The 16,966-nt window shown below is 66.8% G+C and carries 18 protein-coding genes and 1 pseudogene; 10 read left to right on the top strand and 9 right to left on the bottom strand.

Going from position 1 to position 16,966, the window contains the following annotated elements; genetic code table 11:
• Positions 1-115 precede the first annotated feature (115 nt).
• Positions 116-1,942 (top strand): phosphogluconate dehydratase, encoded by a 1,827-nt coding sequence (edd, locus tag AC1DS3_RS00340; protein WP_441632537.1) that lies wholly within the window; start codon positions 116-118, stop codon positions 1,940-1,942.
• Between the two features lie 22 nt (positions 1,943-1,964).
• Here the strand turns inward: edd and AC1DS3_RS00345 are convergent, their stop codons facing one another.
• The 5 genes from AC1DS3_RS00345 to AC1DS3_RS00365 all read right to left on the bottom strand — a co-directional run bounded on the left by AC1DS3_RS00345 (position 1,965) and on the right by AC1DS3_RS00365 (position 6,848).
• Positions 1,965-2,957 (bottom strand): porin, encoded by a 993-nt coding sequence (locus AC1DS3_RS00345; protein ID WP_441632539.1) that lies wholly within the window; start codon positions 2,955-2,957, stop codon positions 1,965-1,967.
• Positions 2,958-3,293: 336 nt separating this feature from the next.
• Entirely contained in the window at positions 3,294-4,178 is an 885-nt protein-coding gene (locus tag AC1DS3_RS00350) for a mechanosensitive ion channel family protein (RefSeq protein ID WP_441632847.1), read from the bottom strand.
• Between the two features lie 46 nt (positions 4,179-4,224).
• Positions 4,225-4,683, bottom strand: a complete 459-nt coding sequence (locus AC1DS3_RS00355) for a hypothetical protein (RefSeq protein WP_441632541.1) — start codon at positions 4,681-4,683, stop codon at positions 4,225-4,227.
• A 51-nt stretch (positions 4,684-4,734) separates the two neighbouring features.
• Entirely contained in the window at positions 4,735-5,178 is a 444-nt protein-coding gene (locus AC1DS3_RS00360; RefSeq protein WP_441632543.1) for an asparagine synthase-related protein, read from the bottom strand.
• Between the two features lie 416 nt (positions 5,179-5,594).
• Positions 5,595-6,848, bottom strand: coding sequence for an MFS transporter (locus AC1DS3_RS00365; RefSeq protein WP_441632545.1), 1,254 nt, complete (start codon positions 6,846-6,848; stop codon positions 5,595-5,597).
• Positions 6,849-7,085: 237 nt separating this feature from the next.
• On the opposite strand from AC1DS3_RS00365, the gene AC1DS3_RS00370 reads away from it, so the two are divergent.
• Complete coding sequence (locus AC1DS3_RS00370) at positions 7,086-7,361, top strand: hypothetical protein (RefSeq protein ID WP_441632547.1); 276 nt, start codon at positions 7,086-7,088, stop codon at positions 7,359-7,361.
• A pseudogene (locus AC1DS3_RS00375) lies at positions 7,361-7,534 on the top strand (hypothetical protein); the annotation flags it as partial. The gene AC1DS3_RS00370 and the pseudogene AC1DS3_RS00375, both read left to right, overlap by 1 nt.
• 22 nt (positions 7,535-7,556) lie before the next feature.
• Here AC1DS3_RS00375 and AC1DS3_RS00380 read toward each other — a convergent pair.
• Positions 7,557-8,492, bottom strand: coding sequence for a LysR family transcriptional regulator (locus AC1DS3_RS00380; RefSeq protein ID WP_441632549.1), 936 nt, complete (start codon positions 8,490-8,492; stop codon positions 7,557-7,559).
• Positions 8,493-8,671: 179 nt separating this feature from the next.
• On the opposite strand from AC1DS3_RS00380, the gene AC1DS3_RS00385 reads away from it, so the two are divergent.
• Positions 8,672-9,448, top strand: coding sequence for a sulfite exporter TauE/SafE family protein (locus AC1DS3_RS00385; protein WP_441632550.1), 777 nt, complete (start codon positions 8,672-8,674; stop codon positions 9,446-9,448).
• Between the two features lie 54 nt (positions 9,449-9,502).
• On the opposite strand, the gene AC1DS3_RS00390 is transcribed toward AC1DS3_RS00385, so the two are convergent.
• From AC1DS3_RS00390 to AC1DS3_RS00400, 3 genes are all read right to left on the bottom strand, one after another.
• Complete coding sequence (locus AC1DS3_RS00390) at positions 9,503-11,077, bottom strand: peptide chain release factor 3 (protein WP_441632552.1); 1,575 nt, start codon at positions 11,075-11,077, stop codon at positions 9,503-9,505.
• Between the two features lie 135 nt (positions 11,078-11,212).
• Positions 11,213-12,178 (bottom strand): YihY/virulence factor BrkB family protein, encoded by a 966-nt coding sequence (locus AC1DS3_RS00395; protein WP_441632849.1) that lies wholly within the window; start codon positions 12,176-12,178, stop codon positions 11,213-11,215.
• 79 nt (positions 12,179-12,257) lie between these two features.
• Positions 12,258-12,425 (bottom strand): DUF1328 domain-containing protein, encoded by a 168-nt coding sequence (locus AC1DS3_RS00400; RefSeq protein ID WP_150989214.1) that lies wholly within the window; start codon positions 12,423-12,425, stop codon positions 12,258-12,260.
• Between the two features lie 268 nt (positions 12,426-12,693).
• On the opposite strand from AC1DS3_RS00400, the gene AC1DS3_RS00405 reads away from it, so the two are divergent.
• The 6 genes from AC1DS3_RS00405 (at position 12,694) to AC1DS3_RS00430 (ending at position 16,911) form a co-directional block, all read left to right on the top strand.
• The gene (locus AC1DS3_RS00405) at positions 12,694-12,879 is read left to right on the top strand and encodes a hypothetical protein (RefSeq protein WP_441632554.1); all 186 of its coding nucleotides are present in this window, start codon (positions 12,694-12,696) and stop codon (positions 12,877-12,879) included.
• A 480-nt stretch (positions 12,880-13,359) separates the two neighbouring features.
• Entirely contained in the window at positions 13,360-13,908 is a 549-nt protein-coding gene (locus AC1DS3_RS00410; RefSeq protein ID WP_441632556.1) for a hypothetical protein, read from the top strand.
• The gene (locus tag AC1DS3_RS00415; protein ID WP_441632558.1) at positions 13,905-14,516 is read left to right on the top strand and encodes a hypothetical protein; all 612 of its coding nucleotides are present in this window, start codon (positions 13,905-13,907) and stop codon (positions 14,514-14,516) included. Before AC1DS3_RS00410 ends, AC1DS3_RS00415 begins: the two co-directional genes overlap by 4 nt.
• Before the next feature lie 18 nt (positions 14,517-14,534).
• A complete protein-coding gene (locus AC1DS3_RS00420) occupies positions 14,535-15,341 on the top strand; it encodes a hypothetical protein (protein WP_441632560.1) in 807 nt (268 codons plus the stop codon).
• Positions 15,342-15,425: 84 nt separating this feature from the next.
• Complete coding sequence (locus AC1DS3_RS00425; RefSeq protein ID WP_441632562.1) at positions 15,426-16,118, top strand: C39 family peptidase; 693 nt, start codon at positions 15,426-15,428, stop codon at positions 16,116-16,118.
• A 1-nt stretch (position 16,119) separates the two neighbouring features.
• On the top strand, positions 16,120-16,911 hold the full coding sequence (locus tag AC1DS3_RS00430) for a hypothetical protein (RefSeq protein ID WP_441632564.1): 792 nt from the start codon (positions 16,120-16,122) through the stop codon (positions 16,909-16,911).
• Positions 16,912-16,966 lie beyond the last annotated feature (55 nt).

A 16,966-nucleotide genomic window follows, 5' to 3' on the forward strand; every position in this document is an offset into this window, starting at 1 on the left:
TGGAGAAAACGTGCAGCGGCTCATACTGGCGCCAACCGCGCGCCAACCGCGCGCCAACCGTGCACCCCTCCCCAAAGTGCACTAGGCTGAAAAAGCACCCACGCAGGAGATCCCCATGCCAAGTCACCCAGTCCTGGAACGGGTCACCGCCCGCATCATCGCGCGCAGCGCCGCCACCCGCCAGACCTACATGGACCGCACCCGCGCCATGGCGGGACAGAAGGTGGAGCGCGCGCAGCTCTCGTGTACCAACCTGGCGCACGCCGTGGCGGCCATGCCCGAGCAGGCCAAGATCCGCCTGAAGGCGCAAGAGCGCCCCAACCTCGCCATCGTCTCCTCCTACAACGACATGCTGTCGGCGCACCAGCCCCTGGCGGAGTATCCGCAATGGCTCAAGGAAGCCGCGCTGGAGGCGGGCGGCACCGCGCAATTCGCCGGCGGCACGCCCGCCATGTGCGATGGCGTGACGCAGGGCCAGGACGGCATGGATCTCTCGCTGTTCTCGCGCGACGTGATCGCGCTATCCACCGCGGTGGCGCTGTCGCACCAGATGTTCGACGGCGCGCTGTACCTCGGCGTGTGCGACAAGATCGTGCCGGGGCTGGTGATGGGCGCGCTGTCGTTCGGCCACCTGCCCGCCATCTTCGTGCCGGGCGGCCCCATGACCACCGGCATCGGCAACGAGGAAAAGGCGCGTGTGCGCCAGCGCTACGCCGAGGGCAAGCTCAGCCGCGCGGAGTTGCTGGAGGCGGAGAGCAAGTCCTACCACGGCCCCGGCACCTGCACCTTCTACGGCACCGCCAACTCCAACCAGATGCTGATGGAGATCATGGGCCTGCACCTGCCCGGCACCGCCTTCGTCAATCCCAACACGCCGCTGCGCGAAGCGCTCACGCGCGAATCCGCGCGCCAGGCGCTGCGCCTTGTGCATGGCGGCGATCGCTATACGCCGGTGGCGGACGTGCTCGACGAGCGCGCCTTCGTCAATGGCATCGTCGGCCTGCTGGCCACCGGCGGCTCCACCAACCATACGCTGCACCTGGTGGCGATGGCACGCACCGCGGGCATCGTGCTGGGCTGGGACGATTTTGCCGAGCTATCGGAAGTGGTACCGCTGCTGGCGCGCGTGTATCCGAACGGCAGCGCGGATGTGAACCAGTTCCAGGCCGCCGGCGGACTCGGACTGGTGATTCGCGGCTTGCTGCAGCTTGGCCTGCTGCACGATGACGTGACCACCGTGGTCGGCAAGGGCCTGGCCGACTACACGCGCGAGCCGGTGCTGCGCGATGGCAAGCTCACCTGGATCGAGGGGCCCGAAGCGCCGCTGGACGACAGCATCGTGCGCGCCGCCGGCCAGCCTTTCGCGCCGGAAGGCGGCATCAAGCTGCTTGACGGCAATATCGGCCGCGCCGTGCTGAAGATCTCGGCGGTCAAGCCCGAGCACCACATCGTGCAAGCCCCGGCGATGGTGTTCCACTCGCAAGACGCGCTGATCGAAGCGTTCAAGCGCGGCGAGCTGGAGCGTGACTTTGTCGCGGTGCTGCCATGGCAAGGGCCGGCCGCCTGCGGCATGCCGGAGCTGCACAAGCTCACGCCCACGCTGACCGTGCTGCAGGACCGCGGCTTCCACGTGGCGCTGGTGACGGACGGACGCATGTCCGGCGCGTCAGGCAAGGTGCCGGCCGCCATCCATGTGTGCCCCGAGGCATTGAGTGGCGGCGGCATCGCCCGCGTGCGCGAGGGCGACCCGATGCGCGTGGACGCGCATGCGGGCGTGCTCACGGTGCTGGTGCCCGAAGCGGAATGGGCCGCGCGCTCGGTGACGCCACCCGATCTGTCCGCCAACCGGCATGGCGTGGGACGCGACCTGTTTGCCAATTTCCGCCGCCACGTCAGCACGGCGGAGGCCGGGGCGTGCTCGCTGTTTGCCGAGGAGGGCTGACGGGAGATGGCTTGTGCGCGGCTTAGAAGCTATGGCTGATGCCGGCGCCGAAGCCGGTGCCGCCGCCTGCGTAGCGGCTGTGGCGATACGACACCGCGCCGTACAACGTGGTGCGCTTCGATAGCGCGTAGTCCACCCCGCTGGTGACGTAGCCGGTCGCGCCCGCCGTGCCATAGCCCTGGAAATCGCGCGCGCCCGAGAGCTTCAGCGTATAGGCGCCCACGCGCCAGTTGACGCCAAGCGTGGCGGCGCTGCGCCTGGCGCTGGCGTCGCCGAGCAAGGCCTGGCTCGCGGCGCTTAGATGGGTCTGGCTGTACGAGGCCATCAGCCGCACCTTGGTGAACGCGTAGGCCAGCCCCGCGAACCACGTGTTGTCATAAGCCGAATTGCGCTCCGCCGTCAGCATGGCCGACCAGGGCCCGGCATCGTAGTTGAGCGAGGCCGCCAGCGGGCGCGTGCGGTCCTGGTTGCCGGCGGCGTCCGGCGTTTCGTTCTTCTCCACGCCGGCGGATACGTGCACGTGCATCCCGCCCCATTTTGGCGAGTCGTAGAACACGCCGTTGTTCAGGCGCGAGTATTCGCCCGCGGGGCCATTGTGATACGGATCGGTGCGATAGGACGGGTGATACACGTACCACGCCACGGAACTCACGCGGTTGAAATTGTCCCAGCTGTCGTACTGCCAGTCGTATTGCCACATCGGCGTCAGCGCGCGGCCAACGCGCAGGTCGCCATAGGGCGACCTGATGCCGACGGTGGATTCGCCCTGGAAATACGGCGTGGCGCCGCTGGCTTCGAGCCGGCCATTGCCCATGTCGAAGCGCGTTTGCAGGTTCAGGGTGGCGGCCCAGCCGGGGGCCAGGGTTTCGCTGCCGCGCAGGCCGATGAAGCTGCGCTGCAAGGTGCCGAGCTGAATGGGCTGGCCGGGCGCGGGACGAAAGATGCCGACGTTGGCAAACCCGTACAGCGTGAGGCTGCCCTGCGCGTTGGCCATTGGCGCGGCGGGAGCGAGCACGGCGGCGCAGGCCAGCGCGGGCAGACACCGCGCGAGCCTCGCGCGCGATGCACAAGGGAAGATGCCTTGATTGGCGGGAGAGACTTTGCGCAAGCTGAGGGGCTTCCGGGCGAGGGGGTTCAGTTCGAGCTTGTGTGCAGACAGCAAATCCAATTCCAGAGATTGAAGGCATGCCGTGTTGCGCCGCGTGGCGCAACGAAACGCGGATACCGGTGAAGAACCCGAAGGGGAGAGAGAAATGGAAAGGCCAATGGCGGCGCAAGCGCTCACCACCAAACGAGATCGCCACCGGGGTGCTTGCGCACCGCGGCGGCGGTATCCGAAGAGGTTGGTTCGTCAGCTCAGGCGATGCGCGGGACTCGGCGCGGCGGGCGCGGCCGCTTGCACGTCCTCGGACACGCGCCACTCCTGCACCGGCAGGGCGATGGCACAGCCGGCGGCTTCGAGCACCTGCTTGATGCGGTGGTAGAAGGCGAAGCGCACGTTCCAGTAATCCCCGGCGGCAACCCAGCAGCGCACGTTGAGCGTCACGCCCTGCGCGGCGTAATTGACCACCATCGCCTCGGAGGCCGGGTCCGCCAGGACGCGGCCCTCGGCCGCAAGCATGGCGCGCAACGCATCGAGTGCGGCCTGGATGTCGGCATCGAAGGTGACCGTGACTTCAATGTCGAGCCGGCGGGTGGGATTCTCGCTGTAGTTGGTGATGGCGCTGCCCCAGATCTTGCCGTTGGGCACGCGCAGGCAAACCCCGTCGAAGGTGGTCAGCTCGGTCATGAACAAGCCCGTCTCGCGGACGGTGCCGGCCACGCCCTGCGCATCGATGTATTGGCCCACGCGAAACGGCCGCAGCAGCACCAGCATGATGCCCGCGGCGATGTTCTGCAGCGTGCCCTGCAACGCCAGGCCGATGGCCAGGCCGGCGGCGCCGAGCATGGCGATGATGCTGGCGGTCTGCACGCCGAATTGCGACAGCACCAGCACCACCGTGATCACGCGCACGATCCACTGCGTGACGCTGGCCAGCATCGGGCGCAAGGTGGCATCCACGCTCGGGCGGTCAAACGCGCGCAGCACCGCGGCGCGGGCGCGCCCGGAGAGCCACCAGCCCAGGATCAGGATCAGCATGGCGGCGATGCAGTTCAGGCCTTGCTGCACCACCAGTTGCAGCAAGTACGCCCAGGCTGCTTCCAGCTTGTGGGGCTCGATGAAGTTCAGGTTCATGGATTCGGCTCCGGCGATCAGTGTGGAAAGGCGAGACATGCTTGGCTCAGGATGCATCGTCGTCGCGGCAGCGGTGCACCGGTTCCCCGGCATCCGGCAGCGGCGTTTCGCTGCGCGCCGGTTGGCCCGGATCGAACTGGTGCGAGAAGCCAGCCACCGAGCGCATGCGGCGCTGGCGGTCCTCCGGCAAGGTAAGCACGCTCTGAATATAGACCGCGAGCCATTCCGCAAGGCGCACCAGCACGGACAAGCGTGCGCGCGCGTAGCCATGCGAGGCGTCGGCGCCGAAACAAAGCAACGCGGTACGCACATCGTGCCCGGCGCTCACCGCCGCGCCCGCATCGGCATGATGGAAGCGGAACATATCCCGATGGCTGGGAATGCCGTGCTTGTCGCACAGGCGCGGCGAGCGCGGCGGTGACGAAATCGCCCACCTGTATACCGATTTGCGCTGCGCCTGCGGCGTGGTCTTGAGGTAAAGCGGGTCGATCTTCAGTGTCTGCATGCGGGCGGGTTCATGGTTCGGTTCGAAAGATTTCAGGAAGAGGTTGGTACGCTATTGATCGTGAAGAGGTTGGTACGCACGAGCGTGGCATCGGGCCATGAAGCGCTCGGCGACCGGCTGCGGTTCGTGGTTGGCCACGCCGGTTCGCTCGTTGGCTTCGATGATCACGTGCTGCGGCTGATCGTGCGCCGGCACCAGAAAATCCACCCCCACCACCGGGATGCGCAGTGCGCGCGCAGCGGTGACGGCGGCCTCGCCGCCCGCGGCTTCGAAGCCGATGGCGTAGGCACGCAGGTCGGGCGTACCCGTTTCTGCGAGCAATCCGGTGATCGGGCTGGCGTCCATGCCGCCCGACAACAGCCCGCTCATCGACACGTCGGCCACGGTGCGGCGATAGTCGAACGCGCGTGCGCCCAGACCGACCAGGCCCTCTGCGCCGGGGCCGCGCCTGGCCCGGTCGCGGGTCATGTCTGTGACGGCGCGCAGGTCGGCCATGACCCGATCAGAGCGTCGTTCTCCAGCAATGCCACACATGTTTGGTCACTCTCCTGTCACTGGCGGTGCCCGGACTACCAAAGCCGGCGATGGCCAGACTTGATATCAGACGATTGCCTGCATTTGATTGAAATTGAGGATACTTTCAGGACAAATGACAGGGGAATTGGTTTCCCCCAGATGCGCGGGAACAGCGGGGCGAATCGGCGCCAGCCCTGCGTGGGCAAGGGCTGGCCCCGATTGAAAAAATCTTTCGCCGGAGTGGGCTTGGGCGTACTTTTTATGTGGGGAACATCGTGCGGCACCGCTGCGCGGGAGCACGCAGAATTGGGTACGCTTTGGTGCGAAGGAAGGCGCGGAGGAAGAACGGGCGCTGCACCCGGCCGGTGCTGGGACCGGCCGGTTTGGACCTTATTTCAAGCTGTGACGGGGTGATTGTGCAAGCGGTCGCGCGAGGCTAGCGAGGGGAACAGGCGCATCCACACCACCACCACCAACAACGTGCCGATGCCGCCAAGCAGCACCGCGCCAACCGGCCCGAACAGGGCAGCCGTCACGCCGGACTCGAACTCGCCAAGCTGGTTGGACGCGCCGATAAAGACCGAATTGACCGCGCCCACGCGCCCGCGCATGTCGTCGGGCGTATCGAGCTGGACCAGCGTGGAGCGCACCACCACGCTGATCATGTCGGAGGCGCCAAGCATGACCAGGGCCGCCATCGACAGCGGCAACCAGTGCGAGATGCCGAACACCATCGTCGCCACGCCGAAGACGGCCACGGCGCCGAACATCACGCGGCCCACGCGGCGGTTCATCGGATGGTGGGCGAGCCACAGCGCGGTCGCCAGCGCGCCGATGGCGGGCGACGAGCGCAGCAGGCCCAGGCCCCAGGGGCCGGTATGCAGGATGTCGCGCGCGTAGATGGGCAGCAGCGCGGTGGCGCCGCCTAGCAGCACGGCAAAGAGATCCAGCGAAATCGCGCCAAGCAGCACCGGCCGGCCGCGGATATACGAAAAACCCGCGAACAGCGTGGCGATGCTGACCGGCGTGGTCAGCCGCTGCGCGGCCTGGCGCAGCTTGAGGGCGGTGACCAGGCAGGCGGCCACGGCGAACAGCGTGGCGCTGATGGCGTAGACCACGCCCGGGCCAGCCACATAGGCGAAACCGCCCAGCGCGGGGCCGATGATGATGGCCGTCTGCGTGGCGGAGCTGGACAGCGCGACCGCGCGCGGAAACATGCGTGGCGTGACCACGCTTGGCAGCAGCGCTTGCAGGGTCGGCGTTTCAAAGGCTCGGGTGGCGCCGATCAGGGCCACAAACACGAAGATGTGATCGCGCGTGATCCAGCCCGACAAGCTTGCCACCGCCATCGACACCGCGATCAGCGCTTCCAGCGTCTGGCAGATGCGCACGATCAGGCGCCGGTCGAAGCGGTCGGCCACGTGGCCGGACATCAGCAGCAGCATCACCGAAGGCAGGAACTGCACCAGCCCCACCATGCCAAGCATGAACGGGTCGCGGGTGAGATCGTAGATCTGCCAGCCTACCGCCACCGTAAAGATCTGGTAGCCGATGGTGGTGCACAGGCGGGCAAACCAGAACAGCCGAAATGAAGGGTCGCGAAAGACTGAGTCCGGCTCGGGGGCCGGAACGGAAGCAGGGGTCGGCATGGATGGCTGTGATGACAGGACGGGCGGCGGGGCAAAGCTGGCACGAATTCTATCCGAGCCGCGGCGTGCATGCAGGCGCATGCATCACGTCCCACCCCCTTTCATGTATCAACAATGATGCATTGTTGCAACGGGGAAGACACACACAGTGGAATCGATAATGATTCGTATTTATAACGCGAGCCCTCGATGCGGCGGATGCACGGATCCCCGCCAGCGCTTCCCAGGAATTCCATTTTGCAGCCCACCTTCAAGCTCTCCAGCGCCGCCATCGGCGCTGCCCTGCTTTGCCTGACCCTGTGCGTGCATGCGGCCGACCCGCAGCCCGCGGCCGCGCCGGCAACCGCCCCTGACGCGGCAACCCCAGGTGCTTTCAGCGCCGAAAGCACCCTCAATGCCGTCACGGTGGTCGGCAACTGGCTGGAGAGCCCGAACGAGGCCAAGGTGCTGGAGCACCCCGGGGCGCGGACCATCGTCGACCGCGAGACCATGGTGGAAAGCGGCGCGAGCTGATGAACCTGCGCCTGGGCTACGACTTCGGCAAGGCGGCGCAGAACCTGAAGATCGCGGTGGGCGTGAAGAACCTGTTCGACCGCCGCTACTTCACCCGCTCCACCGACAACAACGCGGGCAAGTACGTGGGCATGCCGCGCACGTTCTACGTTCAGGCTTCGCTGGCCTACTAAGCGACTAAGGCGATTAAGGCGACTATCGAGGCGACAGCGCCGCACGCAGGCACTGCGCGAGCGCCGCGGCGGCTGGCGCGGCGTCGCGGCGCGACAGCAGCAGCACGCGCGTATCACATCGACTATCACAGCGACTATCACAGCGACTATCGCCGCCGGCATCGGCCAGCGGCACGCAGCGCACGCCCGGCGGTGCCAGGCGACTGAGCGAAGCCGGCACCAAGGCTACGCCAAACCCTGCCTCCACCAGCGCCAGCTGCGACAGCTTGCGCGAGATCGCCGCCGCCGCGCGCGGATAGAAGCCACGCTCCAGGCAGCACTGCGCCACGCGATGGCTCAGGCCGCCCCGGTCCGGATGCGGCAGCGACACGAAGGACTCTTCCCGCAACCGCTCCAACGCCACGCTTTGCTCATGCGCGAGCGGATGCGCACTGCATACCGCCAGCACCAGGCGCTCTTCATAGAGCGGGTCCACCTCGACGCCGGGGAGCCGGCGCAGCAGCGGCTCGCGCGCCAGGCCCAGGTCGGCGCGGCCCTCCTCGATCTCCATGGCCTGCTGTTCGCTGGAGGCCTGCGAGATCTCGAAACGTATCCCCGGGTGCGTCGCCTGGTACTCGCGCAGCACCGCCGTGCATGCCGGCGTCAGCGGCACCGAGCTGGAATGCAGCAGGCGCACCGTGCCCTGCTCGCCGCGCTCAACCTGACGCGCCTGCGCCGAGGCCTCGGTCAGCTCGGCCAGGATGCGGCGCGCCGCCTCCAGGAAAGCGCGGCCGGCTGGCGTGGTCTCCACATGGCGCGGCTTGCGCACCAGCAGCACCACTTGCAGCATGCCCTCCATCTCCTTGATCTGCCGGCTCAGCGCCGACTGCGCGATAAAGAGCCGCTCCGCGGCCAGGCTGAAGCTGCCGGCATCGACAATTTCAACGAAGTAGCGCAACTGCTTGAGGGACGGACTCATTGAATGGGCGGGCTCATGGGACGGACGGGCTGACATCGGCCTGGGTCGTGCGCGCAAGTGTGCCATGGCGCGCGCGCCGCGCCCAGCGCGCTGCCATGCCGCTTTGCGATGGATCGCGGGGCGCTTTGATATTGGTCCGAGCACGCACGCGTCCCTATGCTGTGGGGCACGCAACCCTGATGCCAATGCCCGTGGACCTGACCGCCCTGCTGCCCGACGTTTCCCTGCCTGCCTACCTCGCCATGTGCGTGGCCATCGCCGGCGCCTATGTGATCTTCGGCATGGCGGGCTTCGGCACCGCGCTGGTGGCCGGGCCCCTGCTGGCCTACCTGATGCCGGTGCGCCAGATCGTGCCGCTGCTGGCGCTGATGGACTGCACGGCCGCAGCCTTTGCCCTGCTGCGCGATGGCCGCGCCGCCGACCACGCCGAGCTTGGGCGGCTGCTGCCCTGCATGCTGGCCGGCAGCCTGGTGGGTGCCGCACTGCTGCTCAAGCTGCAGTCGGACCTGTTGCCGCTGCTGCTTGGCGTGTTCGCCATGGGGTATGCGATCTGGTCGCTTGCCGGCAAGCGGCCCACCGGCTTCACGCCACGCGCGGCGCTGCCCTTTGGCCTGGGCGGCGGCGTGTGCTCGGCCATGTTCGGCAGCGGCGGCTTTCTCTATGCGATCTACCTGTCGGGCCGGCTGGGCAAGGACGCCATGCGCATGACGCAGTCCACGCTGATCGGCGTGAGTACGCTGACGCGGCTGGTGCTATTTGCCCTGGCGGGAGTCTATGCGGGTGCGGCCATCATCAAGCTGGCGCTGCTGCTGGCGCCGGCGATGGCGCTGGGCCTGTGGGCCGGGCGCAGGATCACGCTGCGCTTGTCGCGCGAGCAGTTCCTGCGCATGGTCAATGCGGTAGTGCTGTGCTCCGGTTGCACGCTGGTCCTGCACTACCTCATGCGCCTGGATTAGGCGCGCCGCCCGAGCGGGCGGCGCTTGCGCCAGATCGCTCTGGCAGCGCGAAAATCAAACGATTTCGCGCGTCTCCATGAACTGCAGCTTGGGGAAGCGCTCCTGCGTCAGGCGCAGGTTGACCATGCTGGGCGCCAGGTAGACGTGGTCGCCGGCGCCGTCGAGCGCCACATTGTGGCCCGCCTTCTCGATCAGCTTATCGATCTCCGCGGGGTCGCCCTTGAGCCAGCGCGCGGTGGCGCAGTCGTGCGACTCGAAGATCGCGTCGACACCGTACTCGTGCTCCAGGCGGTGCGCCACCACATCGAACTGCAGGATGCCGACGGCGCCCAGCACCAGGTCGTTGGAAGCGATCGGGCGAAACATCTGCGTCGCACCCTCTTCCGCCAGCTGCTGCAGGCCCTTTTGCAACTGCTTGACCTTGAGCGGGTTGTTCAGCCGCGCGCGGCGGAAGAACTCAGGCGCGAACGACGGGATGCCGGTGAACTTGAGCGCCTCGCCCTCGCTGAACGCATCGCCCAGTCGGATGGTGCCGTGATTGGGCACGCCAATGATGTCGCCAGCGTAAGCCTCTTCGGTCGTATTGCGGTCCTGCGACATGAAGGTGATGGCGTTGTTGATGGCCATCGTCTTGCCGGTGGACACATGCTGCACCTTCATGCCGCGCTCGAAGCGACCCGAGCAGACGCGCACGAACGCGATGCGGTCGCGGTGGCGCGGGTCCATGTTGGCCTGGATCTTGAACACGAAGCCAGTGAACCTGGGCTCCTGCGGCTCCACCGCGCGCGACTCGGCATTGCGGCCCTGCGGCGGCGGTGCCAGCTCGCACAAGGCATCGAGCAGTGATTGCACGCCAAAGTTGTTGACGGCCGAGCCGAAGTACACAGGCGTCTGCTTGCCGCTAAGGAACGCGTCCTTGTCAAAGGCATGCGACGCGCCGCGCACGAGTTCGATCTCGATGCGCAGCTCTTCCGCCTGGGTACCCAGCACGCGGTCCAGCTCCGGGTTGTCCAGGCCCTGGACCATGGCCGAGGTGCCCTTCTCGCCGTGCGGGTCGAACAGCTGCACGCGGTCGTCGATCAGGTGGTACACACCGCGGAAAGCCTTGCCCATGCCGATCGGCCAGGTCATCGGCGCGCACTGCATCTTCAGCACGTCCTCGATTTCGTCGAGCAGCTCGATGGGCGAGCGGCCTTCGCGGTCGAGCTTGTTGATGAAGGTGATGATGGGCGTGTCGCGCAGGCGGCAGACGTTGAGCAGCTTGATGGTCTGCGCTTCCACGCCGTTGACCGAGTCGATCACCATCACCGCGGAGTCCACCGCGGTCAGCGTGCGGTAGGTGTCTTCGGAGAAGTCCTCGTGGCCCGGGGTGTCGAGCAGGTTAACGATGTTCTCGCGGTACGGGAACTGCATCACCGACGAGGTCACCGAGATGCCGCGCTGCTTTTCCAGCTCCATCCAGTCGGAGGTGGCGTGGCGGTCGGCCTTGCGCGCGCGCACTTCGCCCGCGACCTGGATGGCGCCACCGAACCACAGCAATTTTTCGGTCAGGGTCGTCTTACCCGCGTCAGGGTGCGAAATGATGGCAAAGGTGCGACGACGCGCAATTTCGGATACGAGCGAGCTCACGGCAGTGGATTCGGCAAACAGAAGATGAAAAAGGGCCCGGGGCGCAGCGGACCGGCGCCAGGGGCCGGCGCGACCATCAGCTTGCGGTCGGGGGCCGGGCACTGCGGGCATGCACGAAGGGAATCGGGCCGTATTTTACCGGTTCGCGGGACCGGCCGCGCGCGGATCGGGCGGCGGGCCGATGCTTTGCCCTCGCAAACTGCCGAATTGCAGCGCGTATTGGCGGGTCAGCTCGGCACCGAAGAAGAAAATTTGTGCCGAATAATACACCCACAACATCAACGCGACCACCGACCCCGCGGCCCCATAGGACGAAGCCACGGCGCTATTGCCCAGGTAAAGGCCAATCAGCCGCTTGCCCACCGAGAACAGCAAGGCGGTGATGATGGCGCCCATGGCCACGTCGCGCCAGGCGATGCGGGCATTGGGCAGCATCTTGAAGATCACTGCGAACAGCAGGGTCACCACGCCAAATGAAAATGCCGTTGAAAGCACGTCCGCCACCGGCGAAAACCACGATTGCGTCCACATCTGGCCCCAAAACCGGTCGACTACCGCCAGCGCGGCATTGACGATCAGCGACACCAGCAGCATGAAAGCCAGTACCAGCACCAGGCTGAACGAGAGCAAGCGGGCGCGCAGCAATTGCTGCCAGCCGGCACCCTGCGGCGCCGGTGTCTCCCAGATCTCGTCGAGGCTGCCTTTGAGTTCCGCGAAGGCGCTGGTGGCGCCGACAAACAAGATGCTGGTGGCGATGGCTGCGGCCAGCCCGCCACCACCCGAGCGGTGCGTGGCGGCAAGGATTTCCTGGATGGCAGCCGCGCCCTGGGCGCCGACGAGGCCGTCGATCTGGGCAAAGATCTCGCCCCGTGCCGCTTCCGCGCCAAAGAAGATGCCGGCAATCGAGATCACCAGCACCAGCACTGGCGCCATCGAGAAGAGCATGTAGAAGGACAGCGCCGCGCCCTTGCTGGCGGCCCGGTGCGCCAGCCATGCGCTGACCGCGGCCAGCACCACCTTGGCCGTGCGCGTGGCGGTGTGGCGATCGGGCAGCCAATGGCCGATGCCGCGAGCGTGTCGCTTGGGTGGCGTGCGGTCCAGGGACTGGTCGGGAGAATCTGCTGGATTCAAGCGTGGATCCCGTTGTCGGTCGGGCGGCTAAAGGGCTCGGCGACCTGCCCTAGCCCCGGTCTTTGCTCAGGCCCCATATCAACGACACCGCGCACAGCACGAGGAAGATGATGAAGAGGATCTTGGCGAACTCCGCCGCCGCGGCGGAGATGCCGCCGAAGCCAAACACGGCCGCGATCATGGCGATGACGAAGAAAACCACGGCGTAGCGCAACATGATGGGACTCCAATGAAGCCTTCTCCCGTTTTGTTATCCGTTCCAAGGTTCATGATACAGCCCATCCCGCGCTTTGCCCAAGCCGCCCGGGCGCGGCTCGCGCCCCCGGTTCCGACCCGGTCCGGGCCGTGAACGGCTAGACTAAAAGGTGGGCTACGCGCCGTCTCGCTGCGGGTGAACGGCGCCGCCGGGGCGGTTGGTCGCAAGCACCAGCCGTCCAGGTACCGTCCTCCCGCACACCACCTTTCGACAACCAGAAGGAGGCACCATGAACCGGAAAACCCTCCGCCGCCTTGGCACCGCCGTCTTCCTGGCGCTCGGCCTGCTCGCCGCCGCCGGCTGCGAACGCAGCCAGCCCGGACCCAAGCCCATCTCCGGTGCACTGGCCGAGCAAGCCGCCGGCACCGCGCAGACACCTCTTGCTCCATCAGCCTTGCCCGTGCTGCCGGCCTGAGCGCCAACAGCTTCGCAACGGCGCGCCCAGGCCAATGCCGCCGACCCAGGCATCACGCTCCTGCAAGCCCGGAGCGTACCCGTTTCTGCGTACGGAGCCGCGCGCCTGCAAACGCGCGTAAAGCGGCGCAGGCGGGACGCAGACTGCCCGGGCCGCCCGCCTTGCCGCCGATACCAAAGACCGGGCGGCACGCTTGCCGGCCCCAGCCCTGTTTCAGCGATGCAACCAGCACCGGCCCGCCCTTGCGGGCGCTCATGGCGCGTCGTCGTGCCTGACTCAGCATGGCCTTGCGCCCAATCGGCGATCGCTTTCGTCCGGCACCATCGGCAATGCCGCGTTACAGCGCTGCAACCATAATGTTCTTCCTCTATCAGGGAACTTCCGCGCGCTCTCGCGCACCACCCGCAAACCGTTGCCAGCGCTCGATTGCAGGGTATTGGCACGCTTGTCGCTCTGTTCGCCACAGGGAGACATAAAAAGATGACGCGACGAGTCCTACAACGCGGGAGTGAGTTCAGCCATGCGTCAGCCGCCAGCGCGAATGACGGCACGGAGGCGTTCGTATCGACTGGCGCGGCCTGCGCCATCGGTCTTGCAGCTTTTGTCGCCGCCCTTGCTTCCTTCTCCGCGATTGCAGACTCAAGCGATATCGTCGTTCTGCGCAGCGTCGAGCCGCGTATTGCCTATCGCGGCATACCGCAGGGGGACATGCCGATAGCCGCCGCTGTCGAACCGTTTCCGTCCGCACGTTTCCAGCAGTCCACCGCCGCCATCGCCAGCGACCTGACCGACAGCGATCTCGCTGCCGCGGTAGGCCGCAGCGCGGCCGGCAACGCCGTGTCCGGCGCCAGCCAGTCCGCCACCGGGCGGCTGGCCCTGGCGCCCCGCCAGATCGAGGGCCTGGCTAGTGGCAGTGGCGCCGGGAGCGTTCCGGTCGGCATCGCCGGCCAGGTCGCGCAGGCTAGCGGCAACATGACTGGCGCCTTGATGCGCGGACTGGCGCCGCTCGCGGTGGGAGGCCGGCCATGACAGGCGTCCACACCATGCGCGGCAACCACGCTGCCTGGCTTGCCACCCTGATGCTTGCCTGCCTGCCGCTCCATGCGCAGGTCCAGGGCTCAACCACCGACAGCACCCGCATCGATGTCGGCGCGCTCACCGGCGTTGCCGGTCGCGCGGCCGTGAACCTGGCCGCCGGCAGCGGCAACGCGCAAAGCAACCAGGCCGCCATCGCGAGTGGCAGCGCGGATGTGCAATCGCGGCAGCGTGCCGGCGCAACCGCACCCGCGACAAGCGCCGTCAGCCAGATCGGCGGCGGTGCCTTCGCCAATGGCAGCGGGATGCTTTCGGCAAACGTGGCCAGCGGCAACGGCAACGTGCAAATCAATGCGGCAGTGCTGGCGCCGGCCGCCAGCGTAAAGATCGAAGCCATCTCCGACGGCTTGCTAGCCGCGGAATCGGCCGGAGGAAGTCGCCCGGGTTCAGCGGGCCACGCAACGGGTCCGCGCGAGGCAGTCATCCAGCCAGATGCCTACCGCAACGCAACTGGCCTGGTGCAGCTGAACCAGACGGCAGGATCGGGGAATGTCTCGTCCAACGTTTTTGTGCTCCGTCCCCCGGCGGGCACTTTTTTCTAAGCAGGGAAGGAGAAAATCATGAGAACGAAAATCCTCGCCATTGCAGCGGGCATCGCGCTTTCAACCAGCGCATTCGCGGGCGGCTTCAGTTACTTCGACCGGCCGGACGACGCCGATATCTACAGCCAGACAGCGATCAGCAACGACATCTATGTCCGTGGCTTCGGCTTTGCCTGGGGAGATATCCACTTCAGGTCCGAATCGGGCGCGGTGGTCAACAGCCAGCAAAGCGCGCGCGACAACAGCGTGCGCATCGGCCCGTCCACCAACAGTGCATTCGGCGGCGGCAGCGCGCTGTTCAATGCGCAAGGCAATATCGGCGTGAACATATCCGCTGGCGCTGGCAACGGCCAGTCCAACCAGGCCGCGCTGGCCAGCATCGACGCGTCGGATGTCTTCGCCTCGGCGCAGGTGTTCTCCAGCCAGAAGACCGGGGATAACGGCATGCACATGGTCGGCGCCGCAAACAGCGCCAGCATGGCCGATAACATGCTGGCCGGGGCCAAGGGCAACGTCGGCGTGAACATCGCCGCGGGCGCCGGCAACCTGCAGAGCAATGCGCTGGCGGCCTCGGTCAATATGGGCAGCGGCGACAGCGGCCGCAAGGGCGGGGACCCTGTCGGCGCGCTGGCCAAGGCAACCGCGTCCAATGACCAGACCACCTACGGCAATGACCTGTCCATGTGCGGCTGCAGGCCGAACAACGCCGCCACGCTCAACGGCGGCGCCCTGGTCAACGCAGTGGGCAACATCGGCGTAAATATCGCCGCCGGGGCCGGCAACGCGCAGAGCAACGGGCTCGCCATTTCCACGGCGACCCACTGAGCAAGCACTGCGGCAACAGCACGAACGCGGCAGGAGAGCCGGGGTCCGGGGGACGCCGGCTCAACCCGCCCAAGGGGGAGTGTCATGCGCGCGCTATTCCGCGTGACCGGGGCATGCATGCTGCTGGCAGCAGCATTCAGTGCCGATGGTCAGAGCACGATGACGATCGACATCGACGGACAGCCGATGCTCAGGAAGCCCGTCAAGAGCATGCTCGAGATGCGCTACCAGAACATGATGCGCCAGCAGCTTGACTTTAGTTGCGGCGCGGCCGCGGTAGGCACGCTGTTGCGCTACGGCTACGGCTATGACCTGGCGGAGCCCAGGATCGTCGAGGACATGCTGCGCATCTCCGACGCCGACACCGTGGTCAAGAATGGCTTCTCCATGCTCGACATGCGCAACTACGTCGAAACGCTGGGCTTGCGCGGACGGGGATTCCGCGTGGACTACAGCGCCCTGCGGCAACTCAAGATCCCGGTCATCACCTTGCTCGACGTCAACGGCTACCTGCATTTCGTGGTGGTGCGCAAGGCTATCGACGGGCGCGTGTTCGTTGCCGATCCGGCGCTGGGCAACCGCATCATCAAGGAGGAGGATTTCGCGGCGAACTGGAACGGGCTGGTGTTCGCCATCGTCGGCCGGCCGTTCGATCCAAACTCGCCGCTGCTCGATATCGCCGCGCCCGCCTTGCGCGACCGGACCAATGCCGCGCTGGCCGGGGGCATGGTGCCCGCGGCGCTTGACTTTGGCCTGATACGGATGGACTACTTCTGACATGGACACCGCACTGCGCCTCCTCTGCCTGAGCTGCTCCGCCGGCATGGCGCTGGCCACGCCAACGCCTGCGCTGGCATCCACGGCGGCTGACGATGCCAGCGACGTGATGGCCTCGCCGGCAATGGCGGAACTCGTCTCCGACGCGGAAATGGCGGGCGTGCGCGGCAAGTACATGGGCGCGAGCCTGGTCAGCGGCTTTGTGGTGGAGATGGTTTCGCGCTGGCAGAACGATACGGCGATCGCCACGGCAACCGCCCGCGTCGCCGCCGCCAACCTCGCCGCCAGCACCGCGGTGGCGCAGGCCACGGCGAGCTTGTCGGCTCGCGTCCAGAGCCTTGCCCCCGGCAATGTGCAAGGCAATGGCGGCACTGCCAGCTCCGCGGTGCAGGTGGCAGGCGTGGGCCAGGTCGCGCAGATCGCCGGCGATGGCAATTCGGCCAGCAACGTCAGCACCATCACGACCCAGACCACACCCATCGCGGCGGCGCCCACACCGAGCATGGCAAGCAGCAACCCGGCAGCACAAGTGGCACACGGCAATGGCATCACCGCCAGCGCCACGGTCGCGCCAGGCGGCGGCGTGTCGCTGGCCATCCAGTCGGCCGCGGGCAGCGCCACGCAGAATGCGCAAGGCGGCAGCCTGATGCAGGCGGCACGCATCACGGGCGATGCGCAGCAAGTGCTCAACCTCACCAACATTACGTTGCAGGTGCAGCAACTGACGATCCAGCAACTGACGCAAACCAGCATGCGGGACGCACTAGCGGCAATCGCAACGATGCGACGATAATCCAGCATGCACAGGGCTGGCGCACCCGCTTCGCGCCCATTCAGATTTCCGGGGG

It is taken from the genome of Cupriavidus sp. 01L46 (assembly GCF_056399905.1).